Below are 12,590 nucleotides of genomic sequence, written 5' to 3'. Positions count from 1 at the left end.
GCGGTTTCAGCGCCGCTCCTGATTCCTCGGCCAGCTCAGGCTGAAGCACGCTCCGCCCAGGCTCTTGCTCTTGCCGATCAGCGCCCGGCCGTCGTGCCAGTGGATGATCCGCCGCACGATCGACAGGCCCAATCCGTGTCCACCGGACGCCCGGGTGCGGCTGTCGTCCAGGCGCAGGAACGGCGTGAAGATTTTCTCCCAGGCGGTTTCCGGCACGCCGGGGCCGTCGTCCTCGACATCCACCCGACAGCGCATCTGCCCGACCTGATAACTGACCGTGACCTTCGAACGCGCATGGCGCATGGCGTTGCTCACCAGATTCTGCAAGGCACGGTGCAGGTAACGCGGCTCGGCCTCGACCCAGGCGTCATCGCAATCCGCCGCCGACAGGCACAAACCGCGCTGTACCGTGACTTCGGCGCGCAGAGGCGCCAGCTCTTCGATCACCTGATTGACCAGTGCATCCAGGTCGATGCGCTGGAAGGTCAGCGCCGGCGAGCCCTGCTCCAGCCGGGCGTACGTGAGCATTTCGTCGACCAGCTTGTCGAGGTCCTCGATGTCGTGGTCCATACCCTCGCGGTATTTCTCCAGCGCCTGCGGGGTGGTGGCCGAGCCGATCATCTCCAGCCCGAAACGCAGGCGCGCCACCGGTGTGCGCAATTCGTGGGACACCGCGCGCACCAGTTCACGCTGGATGGCGAGCAACTGCTGCAAGTGCTCGGCCATGCCGTTGAACGCCGCCGCCAGCTTGCCCACCGAGTCGGCACCCCGGGCCGGAACGCGAGTTTCCAGACTGCCTTTGGCGATGCGCGTGGCAGCCGCTTCGAGCCCGCGCAAACGCCGTTCGAGCTGGCGCACCAAAAGATAGACGATCAGGCCGATCAGGGTCAGGCCGAGAGCGGCGATCAAAACCAGCCATTCCGGCGGGTACGGATTCATCTGATACAGCGGCCCGATTTCCAGCACCCACGGCGTGCCGACCATGCCGGCGAACACCCGGATCGAATCGCCGCCCTTGCCCAGCGCCATCACCGTATCGCCTTCGGACACTCGACGACTCTGGTCTTCGTCCATGTCGGCATCGCTGACGGTGACCAGCCGCAAATCGAAGCCGAAGCCTTTGTCTTCTTTCAACTGCGCCAGTCGTTTGGGCTGTTCGCCCACGGGCACCCGCACCAGTTCATCGGCCAACAGGTAGATGGTCGCCCGGGCCAGTTGCTCGCTGATCTGCTGCACCTCGCCCACCAGCACCAGTTGATCCTTGTCACTGACCAGCCGATAGACCTTGGCCGCGTGCGGGCCGGTCTGTTCGACCAGCGCCTGGCCGCGCTGCACCCGGGTGCGCTGGGTCAGATCGAGATCGGTCTGGGCAAAGGTCTTCAGCGCCAGCGGAATCCCGAGCAGCCGCTCCCACACCAGCAAGGCGCGATGGCGCTCGGTTTCATTCATCGGTTGCAGGTTGTCGGCCATCAGCGAAAACGTGCCGTGGGCCAGACGCTCGCGGTATTGCTCGCTGCGCACCTGGTTGAGCAGGTGCAGCGCCAGCACGCCGAGCACCGCCACCAGAATCAGCGCCGCGCACATGCCGCCATAGATGCGCAGGAAGATCGAATTCACAGCGGCAGTTCTACGCAGGCTTCCGGCACGAACAGATAACCTTTGCTGCGCACGGTCTTGATCAGGCGCGGGTGATCGGGGTCGTCGCCGATTTTCGGGCGGATGCGCGAGATGCGTACATCGATCGAGCGGTCCTGGCCGTCGTAGCCAATGCCGCGCAGTGCGGTGAAGATTTCTTCCCGGGACAGGATCCGCCCGGCGTTGGATACCAGCAGCCAGAGCAGATCGAATTCGGCGCTGGTCAGCTCGATGCCGCTGTCACTGAGCCAGGCTTCGCGCAAGGCGTTGTCCACCACCAGCGGACCGAACTGCAGACGACGCGGATTGCCCGCTGGCGCCTCCGGTGTGTCACTGCGTCGCAGTAACGCCTGGATGCGCGCCAGCAGCAGTCGTGGGCGCACCGGTTTGCAGACGTAGTCGTCGGCGCCGAGGTCGAGGCCGAGGATCTGGTCAGCGTCATCGGTGCGCGCGGTGAGCATCAGGATCGGGCCGTCGTAACGGTCACGCACCTTGCGGCAGATGCTCAGGCCGTCTTCGCCGGGGAGCATCAGGTCGAGGATCACCAGGTCCGGCTGTTCCTTGATGATCCGCGCCGCCGCCAGCGCACCGTTGCCTTCGATCTCCACGCGCAATCCGTTGGCTTGCAGGTATTCACGGGTCAGTTCGGCCAGACGCTGGTCGTCCTCGACTATCAATACCTGCCAGGCTTCTTGCTCCACGGGTGACCTCTGCTTGCCGATGCTGCTTATAAAGGAAGGATCCTCCCGTCTTTTTGTCATCTTTAAGGAGGATAAGAATGCGTGCGCATGGCCCGATTGTATAAACGGCGTACAGCCAGAACACAAGTCGGTAAATGCGTTCGGACAAGGCGGATTTTTGTGATAGGGTTCGCGCCCTTAAAAATCCGCTGAAGCGTTTTTCCCGACTGAAAAACAGTGACAAACGGTCTAGCTCAGCAGGTTAGCGGCCTACACGGGAATTCCTGGTTTCTTACACAATTTACGCACAGGTTTATCCACAGCTCGTACGTTGCAAGCCCCCTCGAAACGCATTATCTTGTAGCACGGCGCGAGGACAGACCCTACATATAGGGTTTTCCATTCAAGAGCCCAACCACATTTCGGACCTGAAACTCAAGTGCTTTATTGCCAGTTTCCGGTTGAACCAAGCAAGTTTTTCAAAGCCCAAACCGCACTTGCGGATGGCACCGTTTTTCAGGTTGGCAACGACCGGAACGGTACGGGTGTTGCAGTCGTTACTGCCACCCTGGAAGTAATCCGGCTCGAGCCTTGGCTCGCGGCCGAAAACTTCGGCAAGGATGCGGCGTCATTAGCCTTTTTCCTACTGGTCCGAAGTTGTTATGCCCGACACCCGTCGGTTGTAGTGCTTCGGACCAGAACGGTGAGCACCATGATGGTGCCCAAACAAACATAGAGAATGTGGAGATCACCCCCCATGCAAACCGACACAACTCGCGAGAACCCGCAGGGCACCTTGCCGCAGGCCGCCGATTCGAATTCGGATCTGGCTGCCACCGCGCCTGGCCAACTGCGCGTGATCAAGCGTAATGGCACTGTCGTTCCTTACACCGATGACAAGATCACCGTCGCTATCACCAAAGCGTTTCTCGCAGTTGAGGGCGGCACCGCTGCCGCTTCGTCGCGAATCCACGATACCGTTGCCCGCCTGACCGAACAGGTCACCGCGACCTTCAAGCGTCGCATGCCATCGGGCGGCACCATCCACATCGAAGAAATCCAGGACCAGGTCGAACTGGCCCTGATGCGTGCCGGCGAGCAGAAAGTGGCTCGCGACTACGTGATCTACCGTGATGCCCGTTCCAAGGAACGCGCCGTTCGCACCACCGCCGAAGCACCGGTACAGGCGCACCCGTCGATCCGCATCACCCGCGCCGACGGCACTCTCGCGCCACTGGACATGGGTCGCCTGAACACCATCGTCACCGAAGCTTGCGAAGGTCTGGCTGAAGTCGACGGCGACCTGATCCAGCGCGAAACCCTGAAGAACCTGTACGACGGCGTGGCCCTGAACGACGTCAACACCGCTCTGGTGATGACCGCGCGTACCCTGGTCGAGCGCGAGCCGAACTACTCGTTCGTGACCGCCCGCCTGCTGATGGACACCCTGCGTGCCGAAGGCCTGGGCTTCCTGGGCGTGGCCGAGAGCGCCACTCACCACGAGATGGCCGACCTGTACGCCAAGGCACTGCCGGCCTACGTCGCCAAAGGTATCGAGTTCGAACTGCTGAACCCTGTGCTGGCCTCCTTCGACCTGGAAAAACTGGGCAAGGCGATCAACCACGAGCGCGACCAGCAATTCACCTACCTGGGCCTGCAGACCCTGTACGACCGTTACTTCATCCACAAGGATGGCGTGCGTTTCGAACTGCCGCAGATCTTCTTCATGCGCGTGGCCATGGGGCTGGCGATCGAAGAGAAGCAGAAAGAAGACCGTGCGATCGAGTTCTACAACCTGCTGTCCTCGTTCGACTACATGGCTTCGACCCCGACCCTGTTCAACGCCGGTACCCTGCGTCCACAGCTGTCGAGCTGCTACCTGACCACCGTGCCGGATGACCTGTCGGGCATCTACCACGCGATCCACGACAACGCCATGCTGTCGAAATTCGCCGGTGGCCTGGGCAACGACTGGACGCCGGTGCGTGCACTGGGTTCGTATATCAAGGGCACCAACGGCAAATCGCAAGGCGTGGTTCCGTTCCTGAAAGTGGTGAACGACACCGCCGTCGCCGTTAACCAGGGTGGCAAGCGCAAAGGCGCTGTCTGTGCCTACCTGGAAACCTGGCACATGGACATCGAAGAGTTCATCGAGCTGCGCAAGAACACCGGTGATGACCGTCGTCGTACCCACGACATGAACACCGCCAACTGGATCCCTGACCTGTTCATGAAGCGCGTCTTCGATGACGGCAAATGGACCCTGTTCTCGCCGTCCGAAGTACCGGATCTGCACGACCTGACCGGCAAGGCCTTCGAAGAGCGCTACGAGTACTACGAAGCCCTGACCGAGTACCCGGGCAAGGTTAAGCTGTTCAAGACCATCCAGGCCAAAGACCTGTGGCGCAAGATGCTGTCGATGCTGTTCGAAACCGGCCACCCATGGCTGACTTTCAAAGACCCGTGCAACCTGCGTAGCCCGCAGCAGCACGTCGGCGTTGTTCACAGCTCGAACCTGTGCACCGAGATCACCTTGAACACCAACAAGGACGAGATCGCGGTCTGCAACCTGGGCTCGATCAACCTGCCGAACCACATCGTCGACGGCAAGCTGGACACCGCCAAGCTCAAGCGCACCATCGATGTAGCCGTGCGCATGCTCGACAACGTGATCGACATCAACTACTACTCGGTACCGCAGGCGAAGAACTCCAACTTCCGTCACCGTCCGGTCGGCCTGGGCATCATGGGCTTCCAGGACGCGCTGTACCTGCAGCACATCCCTTACGGTTCCGACGCTGCCGTCGAATTCGCCGACAAGTCGATGGAAGCGGTCAGCTACTACGCGATCCAGGCTTCCTGCGACCTGGCCGACGAGCGCGGCTCGTACGAGACGTTCCAGGGTTCGCTGTGGTCCAAAGGCGTACTGCCGCTGGATTCGCAACAGATCCTGATCGAAGCACGCGGCCAGAAGTACATTGACGTCGACCTGACCGAGTCCCTGGACTGGGCACCGGTTCGCGCCCGTGTACAGAAAGGCATCCGCAACTCGAACATCATGGCCATCGCACCGACCGCGACCATCGCCAACATCACCGGCGTATCGCAGTCGATCGAACCGACTTACCAGAACCTGTATGTGAAATCGAACCTGTCGGGCGAATTCACCGTGATCAACCCGTACCTGGTTCGCGACCTGAAGGCTCGCGGTCTGTGGGACTCGGTCATGATCAACGACCTGAAGTACTACGACGGTTCGGTTCAGCAGATCGAGCGCATCCCGCAAGAACTCAAAGAGCTCTACGCGACCGCATTCGAAGTGGACACCAAGTGGATCGTTGACGCCGCCAGCCGTCGTCAGAAGTGGATCGACCAGGCCCAGTCGCTGAACCTGTACATCGCCGGCGCATCGGGCAAGAAACTGGACGTGACCTACCGCATGGCCTGGTACCGTGGTCTGAAAACCACCTACTACCTCCGTGCCCTGGCCGCGACCAGCACCGAGAAGTCGACCATCAACACCGGCAAGCTGAACGCTGTATCCAGCGGCGGCAACCACGGCGACGACTCGGTCCTGGCAGCCCCTGCCGGCCCGGCTCCAGTACCGAAGGCTTGCGCCATCGACGAGCCGGATTGCGAAGCTTGCCAATAAGCTGAGCTGAATCGGGCGTTGCGAAACGCCTGATCCGAGAAACCCCCGACAGACTTCTGGTTTGTCGGGGGTTTTCTTTTGCCCGCGATAAAAGCAAAAGCCGCCCTCACCCTAGCCCTCTCCCGGAGGGAGAGGGGACTGACCGAGGTGTTTGGGAGAGATACGCCGACGTGAAATACCGAGGTGAACTTGGGTTTTGAAACGCATCCAACTCAACTCCCGCATCTTCCTCTCCAAAGCCCCCTCACCCTAACCCTCTCCCGAGGGAGAGGGGACTGACCGAGTTGTTTGGGAGAGATACGCCGACGTGAAAGACCGAGTTGAACTAAAGCAAACATCCCTGCTTCCACCACTCAATACGATGAGCGTTAGCTCGAGTAAGGCTTTTGACGTGCCGGCCCCATCGGAAGGCTGAGTGGAGGGATTTATCCGGGGGTGGGAGCGCAGCGACCGTGCGGCGCAGCCGCATGCATCGAGAGGAGGTGCAGCGAAGCAAACCGTAGGCGATGCCCCCGGATGAATCCCGTAACGAAGGAACACCGAGCCAAAGCGAGGTGCCGAACGCCGGGGCCCAGCGTTTTGGTTCCTTTTGGGCGTTTGCAAAAGGGACTCGCCGTAAGGGCGAAACCGCCAGCGGCAACACCCGCAGAAACGGATAAACACCCCAAACCGCAGCCAAAAAAAAGCCCCTCAAAAAGAGGGGCTCCCATACAAAACCAAACCCAGAAATCAGGTCATCTGAATAATGGTCTGCATAATGGTGCTCTGAGTCGAAATGGTCTTGGCATTCGCCTGATAGTTACTCTGACCCTTGATCAGATCAACCAGCTCATTGGTCAGGTTAACGTTCGACTCCTCCAGCGAGTTCGAAACAACCGAACCCAACGTACCGGTCTCCGGCGCATCGTAGCCCGGAATGCCCGAAGCGTAAGTCTCTTTCCAGCTGGTACCACCAATCGGCTGCAGACCCTGCTCGTTGGTGAAGCTCGCCAGCGCAACCTGGCCGATGGCCTTGCTCTGGTTATTGCTGAAGTTGGCAAACAGCGTACCGGTACCGTCGATGGTCAGGTTGGTGATCTGGCCAGTCGCGTAACCATCCTGAGTCGGGATCGAACGCGCGGTGTCAGCGTTGAACTGAGTGGTCTTGGCCATCGAAATGGTGATGCCAGCCGGGTTCGCCGAAGCACCGTTGGCCTTCCACACGCCGTTGGTGACAGTACCCGGTACCCAGCCAGTGAGTTTCAGGTCGCTGCTGATCACGGCAGGCGGCGTGCTGACCTGAGTCAGTTGACCGGTGGAGTCGAAGGTCATGGTCGAAGCGACAGGTGCGGTGACTTTCGGATCGCTGCCGGTAGCATCCGGGTTACGACCGTCTACCAGGGTGTAGACCTTCCAGGTGTTGGCACCGGTTTTCACCATGTATTGGTCCATGACGTGGGAGTTACCCTGGCTGTCATAGATCGGGGTGCTGAACGACTTGGTGTAGGTCTCGGTCTTGCTAGGGTCGAACTTGCCGGCCGCCACTGTGTCGTCGATCACCGGAGCGGTCGAGTTCAGGTTGATGGTCGAGGTCACCAGCGAGGTGGACTTCGGCGCGAGGTTCGAGGTGTCGATCTTCAGGTCGGTCAACACGCCGTTGATGACCTTGCCGTTGGAGTCCACACCATAGCCTTGCAGACGCGAGGTGTAGTCGGTGTTGGTGATGAAGCCGTCCTTGTCGACCTTGAACGTACCGGCACGGGTGTAGGAGATCGAGCCGTTGTTGCTCAGGGTGAAGAAGCCCGAACCGTTGATGCCCATGTCCAGCACGTTGCCGGTGTTGTTGATGTCGCCTTGGGTGAACTGCTGGGAAACGTTGGCCAGGCGCACACCGTTGCCGATGACCTTGCTGCCGCTACCCAGGCGAGTGGCCGAGTAGACGTCTTCGAATTCTGCACGGGACGATTTGAAACCGGCGGTCGCGACGTTGGCGATGTTGTTGCCGGTCACGTCCAGTTGCTTGTTGGCTGCATAGAGACCGCTAAGGCCGATATTGAAAGACATATTCCACTCCTTTGTGCCGGTTAGTCGGCTCTATATACCAATGGTTTGTACTTTGGACAGGGCAACGGTGCCCTTGCCGGACAGGTTGAGCATCAGCTCGCCACCGGTCTGGCTGATCGTCACGCTGGTGACCGTGGCTGGCAGGTAGGTCGCCATATCGGTCGAAGTACCGTTGATCGAGGCGTTCGCCTTGACGGTGTAGGTACCGGTTTTCACCAGGTTGCCGTCCTTGTCCTTGCCGTCCCAGGTGAAGCTCGCATTGCCCGCGGCGCGACTGCCCAGATCGATGGTGCGAACAACGGTGCCGCTGCTGTCGGTGATGGAGACGGTGCCGCCGGCAATCGACGAAGGAACAGTGACCGAACCGGTCATGCCTTTGCTCGGATCGTCGAGCTGAACCGAGTTGGTCTGCACGATCACGTTGCGGCCAACCAGCGACGAAGCCTGCAGGGCTTGCGACGAGTTGTAGTTGCCGGCCAGCGAGCTGACAGTGCTGTTGAGGGTGGTGATCCCCTCAAGGCTACTGAACTGCGCCAACTGGGCAACGAATGCGCTGTTGTCCTGCGGGTCGAGCGGGTTCTGGTTCTTCAGCTGGGTCACCAGCAGTTGCAGGAACGCGTCCTTGCCCAGGGCCTGGCCGCCGGTCGAGCTGTTGGTGGCCGAAGCGATGCCGCCGGTGGTCGTGCTACTGGTCTTCTTCGAAGAGTTGGCCAGTATGTCGTTCATCGTCAGGCTGCTGGTGGTATCGGTAACACTCATGGCAGTCGCCCCTTATTACTGACCGAGGGTCAGTACCTTCTGCATCATGGTTTTGGCGGTGTTCATCATTTCGGCGTTGGTCTGGAACGACCGGCTCGCGGAAATCATGTCGGCCATTTCTTCCACCACGTTGACGTTCGGGTAGTAGACGTAGCCCTTGGCGTCGGCCGCCGGATGGTTCGGCTCGTAGCGCGCTTCGAGGTTACTCTGGTCTTCAACCACGCCCATGACCTGCACGCCCTGGCCCGCAGCATCCTGGTTCTGGAACAGCGAATTGCTGCCGCCGCTCTGGCCGCCCTGGAACATGGTGGCGAATACCGGGTGACGGGCACGGTAGGTCTGATCGATGCTCGACGAGACGGTCTCGGCGTTGGCGATGTTCGAAGCCACGGTGTTGAGGCGGGTGGTCTGGGCGCTCATGCCGCTGCCGGCAATGTTGAAAACGCTGGACAGGGACATGGATTACTCTCCGCGCAGGGCTGATACCAGCCCTTTGAATTTGCTGTTGAGCAGGGTGAAGCTGGCCTGGAAGCCGACCGCGTTTTCCGCGTAGTTCGACTGTTCCAGCTGGGCGTCCACGGTGTTCTGGTCGATCGACGGCTGCATCGGCGTGCGATACATCAGCGACTCGTCGCCATTGCCCAGGCCTTCAGCTTCGATGTGACGGCTGTTGGTCATGTTCAGGGCGATGGTGCCGTTGGCGTTCTTCTGGCTCTGTGCTTCGAGCACTTTGGAGAACTCCAGATCCCGCGCCTTGTAGTTCGGGGTGTCGGCGTTGGCGATGTTGTTGGCCAGGACTTCGGCACGCTGGGCGCGGAAGCCCAGAGCCTTTTCGTGAATGCCGAGCGCTTTATCGAAGCTGATGCTCATGTCGGGAACCTTCAGGTGACCGGATTTTTCGTAACAGGGTTATAGCAAGCGGCGTGCCAGTTTCAGAAAGCCCCGGATTACGGGGCTTTGCGCGGAACCGGCAACGCGGCAATGCCAGAAAAGCGGCAACCGGTTTCCGCCGGATGCCGCTTTTCTGCCGCCACCTGCCAACGGCAAAACCTTCAGGCATAAAAAAACGGGAGCCCCTGAGGACTCCCGTTTCTGGTGTTGCCGGTCTTGATCACTTCGCCTGGTAGATGATCCCCGGGCTGCACTGAACCATCTGGTAATGATCCGGCAGACCGTTCAGCGCCTCGGAAGCGCCAAGGAACAGATAACCGCCCGGCTTCAGCGTGCTGTGGATGCGCAACAGGATGTCCTTCTTCACCTCGGCGGAGAAGTAGATCAGCACGTTGCGGCAGAACACGATGTCGAACTTGCCCAGGCTTGCGTAGCTGTCGAGCAGGTTGAACGAGCGGAATTCCACCCGGTTCTTGATCGGCGCCTTGATCACCCAGCGTCCCGGCCCTTTCGGGTCGAAGTAGCGCTGCAGACGATCGGCGGACAGACCGCGACCGATTGCCAGGCTGTCGTACTCGCCGGTCTTGCAGTTGGTCAGCATGCTGCCGGACAGATCGGTGGCAACGATCTGCACACCCATCTTCAACTGGCCGATGTTGGTCCGCTCGAACTCGTCGATCGACATCGACAGCGAATAGGGTTCCTGACCCGACGAGCAGGCCGCCGACCAGATCCGCAGACGCTGGCCGGGAGCGGCCTTGATCGCCTCGGGCAGCACCTTGTTCTTCAAGACTTCAAACGGATAGGTGTCGCGAAACCACAGGGTTTCGTTGGTCGTCATGGCATCGACCACCTGCTCGCGCAACCCGCTGCGCGGCTGGGTCTGGATGCGCTGAACCAGCTCACCCAGGGACTTGATGCCTTGCTGCTCCATCAGTTTGTTGAGACGGCTCGACACCAGGTACTGCTTGTTTTCACCGAGCAAAATGCCACAGGCTTTTTCCAGGAAGACCCGGAACTGTTCGAAATCCAAATTACCCGTAGACAAATGATGCCGCCTCTTAAATCGTGTTGAACGCCAGGGGCAAAAGGCCCTTAGCTGATATCTGCTGCTTTGATCCGGTCGACTACCCGGGATGCCAGGTCATCAGGACGGAATTTGGCCAGGAAGTCATCGGCACCGACTTTCTTGACCATCGCCTGATTGAACACACCCGACAACGAAGTATGCAGGATGATATGAAGCTTTTGCATGCGAGGGTCGCTGCGGATCTCGGCCGTCAGGGTGTACCCGTCCATCTCCGGCATTTCGATGTCGGAGATCATCATCAGGAACTCTTCTTCCGGCTTCTTGCCCTCGTCGACCAGCTTGCGCAGGTAATCCAGCGCCTGCTTGCCGTCGTTCAACGCCACCACTTCGACGCCGACCGTCTGCAGGCAACGCGTCACCTGCTTGCGCGCCACCGACGAGTCATCGACCGTCAGCACCCGCAGCGACAACGCCTTGCTCTGGGTCTCGACATCCACCACGCCGACCGAAATCGCTTCCGGCGTCGGCGCGACTTCCGCCAACACCTTTTCGACGTCGATGATTTCGACTAACTGATTGTCGACCCGAGTCACAGCGGTCAGGTAATGATCGCGTCCGGTGCCCTTGGGCGGCGGATGGATCTCTTCCCAGTTCATGTTCACGATACGTTCCACCGAGCGCACCAGGAAACCCTGGGTCTTGGTGTTGTATTCCGTGATGATCACGAACGGACTGTTCTTGTCTTTCAAAGCACCGGAGCCGGTCGCCATCGCCAGATCAAGGATCGGAATGGTCGCCCCCCGGATATTCGCCACCCCGCACACGACAGGACTGGACTTGGGCATCAGCGTCAGTTGCGGGCATTGCAGCACTTCCCGAACCTTGAACACGTTGATCCCGTAGAGCTGCTGGCCGTCGAGACGGAACAACAACAGCTCCAGGCGATTCTGCCCCACCAGTTGCGTGCGCTGGTTCACCGAATCCATTACACCAGCCATGCCCAGACTCCTACACCAACGCCAAGTGTTGTTGCGACGCACATTCATTGCTAAACGGCACGGCGCTTGCTTTTTAACTCGTATGAACGCTCAAACGACATTTTTCCGACGCCTGACATCTCCCCTCCGCAGAGGGCTTTGCGCGATGTCCGCCGTTTGCCTTTTTTTCGCTGGCAGCCCTGCCGGTGCTGATGCGGTTACCTTGCCTGACATGCTTATCGGCGTCACTCAGGGCTTTCTTGAATTCACCGTAGAAGACTATCTGGCTACCAGTCAAACGGAAGGCCGTTATGAAATCGAGGTCAACCAGCTCGATCCACGCATGCGCATGCCTATGTGCGACAAGGAATTGACAGCGACACTGGAGAGTCCGGCACGCCCCCTGGGCCGTGTCACGGTCAAGGTCCGCTGCGAAGGCACCTCCCCCTGGACGGTGTTCGTGCCCGCTCAAGTCCGCCTGTTTCGCGAGATTGTGACCACCACGCGACCACTCAAACGCGCCGGCATCATCGAGCCTCAGGACGTGACTTTGCGCGAACGCGACGTCAGCACGATCAATCAGGGTTTCCTGACGTCGGTGGATGAAGCCATCGGACAAAAATTGACCCGACCAACGGTAGCCGATCAAGTCATTACCCTGGTGCATCTGGAGCAGGCCGAAGTGGTTCGCAAGGGCGATCAAGTGGTGATCACCGCTCGCAGCGGCACCCTCGCCGTCCGAATGCCGGGTGAAGCCCTGTCGAACGGCGGCCTGAAAGAACAGATTCGGGTGAAAAACCTCAATTCCCAACGGGTTATCAAGGCGCAGGTTATCGCGCCGGGCCAGGTGGAAGTTGCCATGTGAACGGCCATGTAGCGGTGATGTGAGCGGCTGTATGAACGGATATTTGAAAAGCCCCTGA

Annotated in this window: 10 protein-coding genes; 2 read left to right on the top strand and 8 right to left on the bottom strand. The window is 59.8% G+C overall.

Going from position 1 to position 12,590, the window contains the following annotated elements:
- Nucleotides 1-6: 6 nt before the first annotated feature.
- Both L6D82_RS24550 and L6D82_RS24545 read right to left on the bottom strand, forming a co-directional pair.
- Nucleotides 7-1,617, bottom strand: coding sequence for an ATP-binding protein (locus L6D82_RS24550; protein ID WP_007957745.1), 1,611 nt, complete (start codon nt 1,615-1,617; stop codon nt 7-9).
- On the bottom strand, nt 1,614-2,336 hold the full coding sequence (locus tag L6D82_RS24545; RefSeq protein WP_085745108.1) for a response regulator: 723 nt from the start codon (nt 2,334-2,336) through the stop codon (nt 1,614-1,616). Before L6D82_RS24545 ends, L6D82_RS24550 begins: the two co-directional genes overlap by 4 nt.
- A 736-nt stretch (nt 2,337-3,072) precedes the next feature.
- Between L6D82_RS24545 and L6D82_RS24540 the strand changes: the two genes are divergently transcribed.
- On the top strand, nt 3,073-5,967 hold the full coding sequence (locus tag L6D82_RS24540; protein ID WP_085745109.1) for a ribonucleoside-diphosphate reductase subunit alpha: 2,895 nt from the start codon (nt 3,073-3,075) through the stop codon (nt 5,965-5,967).
- 729 nt (nt 5,968-6,696) lie between these two features.
- On the opposite strand, the gene flgE is transcribed toward L6D82_RS24540, so the two are convergent.
- The 6 genes from flgE to L6D82_RS24510 all read right to left on the bottom strand — a co-directional run bounded on the left by flgE (nt 6,697) and on the right by L6D82_RS24510 (nt 11,688).
- Nucleotides 6,697-8,010: a flagellar hook protein FlgE gene (flgE, locus tag L6D82_RS24535; protein WP_085607420.1), complete on the bottom strand. Its 1,314-nt coding sequence runs from the start codon at nt 8,008-8,010 to the stop codon at nt 6,697-6,699.
- Nucleotides 8,011-8,040: 30 nt separating this feature from the next.
- Complete coding sequence (flgD, locus tag L6D82_RS24530) at nt 8,041-8,769, bottom strand: flagellar hook assembly protein FlgD (RefSeq protein WP_085745111.1); 729 nt, start codon at nt 8,767-8,769, stop codon at nt 8,041-8,043.
- 15 nt (nt 8,770-8,784) lie between these two features.
- Nucleotides 8,785-9,228 (bottom strand): flagellar basal body rod protein FlgC, encoded by a 444-nt coding sequence (gene flgC / locus L6D82_RS24525; protein ID WP_007960329.1) that lies wholly within the window; start codon nt 9,226-9,228, stop codon nt 8,785-8,787.
- 3 nt (nt 9,229-9,231) lie between these two features.
- Nucleotides 9,232-9,639 carry a flagellar basal body rod protein FlgB gene (gene flgB / locus L6D82_RS24520; RefSeq protein WP_007960328.1) on the bottom strand — a complete coding sequence of 136 codons (408 nt, stop codon included), beginning with the start codon at nt 9,637-9,639 and terminating at the stop codon, nt 9,232-9,234.
- A 241-nt stretch (nt 9,640-9,880) separates the two neighbouring features.
- Nucleotides 9,881-10,708, bottom strand: coding sequence for a protein-glutamate O-methyltransferase CheR (cheR, locus tag L6D82_RS24515; protein WP_179694059.1), 828 nt, complete (start codon nt 10,706-10,708; stop codon nt 9,881-9,883).
- Nucleotides 10,709-10,755: 47 nt separating this feature from the next.
- Nucleotides 10,756-11,688 carry a chemotaxis protein CheV gene (locus tag L6D82_RS24510; RefSeq protein ID WP_007960326.1) on the bottom strand — a complete coding sequence of 311 codons (933 nt, stop codon included), beginning with the start codon at nt 11,686-11,688 and terminating at the stop codon, nt 10,756-10,758.
- Nucleotides 11,689-11,770: 82 nt separating this feature from the next.
- Here L6D82_RS24510 and flgA point away from each other — a divergent pair, with 82 nt between their 5' ends.
- Nucleotides 11,771-12,532, top strand: coding sequence for a flagellar basal body P-ring formation chaperone FlgA (gene flgA, locus L6D82_RS24505; RefSeq protein WP_236191830.1), 762 nt, complete (start codon nt 11,771-11,773; stop codon nt 12,530-12,532).
- Nucleotides 12,533-12,590 lie beyond the last annotated feature (58 nt).

The sequence above is a fragment of the Pseudomonas paraglycinae genome (assembly GCF_021601625.1).
In the GTDB taxonomy this organism is placed as follows: Bacteria; Pseudomonadota; Gammaproteobacteria; order Pseudomonadales; family Pseudomonadaceae; genus Aquipseudomonas; species Aquipseudomonas paraglycinae.
This window is presented reverse-complemented; position numbering and strand designations above follow the sequence as displayed.